This window comes from Pandoraea sp. B-6 (assembly GCF_000282835.1).
Taxonomy (GTDB): domain Bacteria; phylum Pseudomonadota; class Gammaproteobacteria; order Burkholderiales; family Burkholderiaceae; genus Pandoraea; species Pandoraea cepalis.
The window spans coordinates 88,594-89,956 of the sequence record NZ_KB290516.1 but is presented as its reverse complement, the minus strand read 5'-3'; the positions used below and the strand labels follow the sequence as shown (position 1 = coordinate 89,956).

Annotated in this window: 1 protein-coding gene; it reads left to right on the top strand. The window is 65.1% G+C overall.

Going from position 1 to position 1,363, the window contains the following annotated elements:
- The coding region (locus tag A985_RS25075) for a type II and III secretion system protein family protein (protein ID WP_085982688.1) at positions 1-1,363 on the top strand (1,363 nt) is incomplete at both ends.

Genomic DNA, 1,363 nt, shown 5'->3' with positions numbered 1-1,363 from the left:
GGCGGGCCGGTGCAGATGACGATCAGCATGGCGCCGACGGCCCCAGCGCAACCGGCCGTGAACGTGCGCGGCCCCAACTGCACCGGAAATCTGCGGAGCACACGCGACGTCACCGTACCGATCGGGAAGTCGACGATACTTCAGCTCGACGAGCCGGTGCGCAACCGCACGCTCGGCGATCCGACGGTGGTACAGGCCGCGATGGTGGCGCCCAAGACCATGTACCTGCTCGGTCTCGCGGTCGGCACGACCAACATGATCGTGCAGGGACGCAGCGGCGGCTGCGATGTGATCAATGTCGCCGTCAACAGCGATGCCGGCGGCTTGCAATCGTCGATCGCACAGTTGATGCCCGACGAACGAAACGTCCGTGTGACGAGCGCGGGGGGTGACCTGGTGTTGGCGGGACGCGTCTCGAGCGCCGCGTCCGCCCAGCAGGTGGTCGAGATCGCGAAGGCGTACGCCAAGCGCGGCAAAACCGAAGGCAACGTGCTGAACATGCTGTCGGTCGACGCGCCGCAACAGGTCATGCTCGAGGTGAAGGTCGCGGAGGTCTCCAAAACCCTCATCAACCAGATGGGGTCGGCACTGAACCTGCAGGGCGGCTTCGGGAGTTGGACCGGCGGGATCGTAAGCAGCCTGCTGTCGGGCGCGGGGACCCTCCTGTCGGCGTCAAAATCGAACCGGCTGCCGCTCAATATGCAACTGGATGCCCAGAAGACCGACAACCTCGTGAAGATTCTCGCGGAACCGAATCTGGTGACGCTGTCGGGACAAGAAGCCAGCTTCCTGTCCGGTGGGAAGATTTTCATCCCGGTGCCGCAGAGCAGCTCCAACGGCACCACCACGATCACGCTTCAGCAAGAAGAGTTCGGTGTGGCCCTGCGGTTCCTGCCGACCGTGCTTGACGGCGACCGCATCAACCTGAAGGTGGCACCGGAAGTCTCCGAGCTGTCGCCGACGGGCGTGACGCTCACGTCCACCAATGTCAGCGGCGTGAACATCCTGCCGCTGATCACGACACGCCGCGCATCCACGACCGTGCAGATGCGCGACGGCGAGACGTTCGCCATCGGCGGCCTGCTGCAGAACAACGTGAGCGGTGCGCTCAAAGCGTTCCCGGGTCTCGGCGAAGTCCCCGTGCTCGGCGCGCTGATGCGCAGCACGTCGTTCCAGAACGACCTGACCGAACTGGTGTTCATCATCACGCCGCATCTCGTGAAGCCTCTGCGCACGGCGTCACCCCCGCCATTGCCGACGGACAGCTTTACCACGCCCAGCGCCATCGACGTCTACGCCACCGGCAATATGGAAGGACGTCGCAAGGTGGCGCCCGTCCAGGCCCCTGCCCCGGCGCAATCCC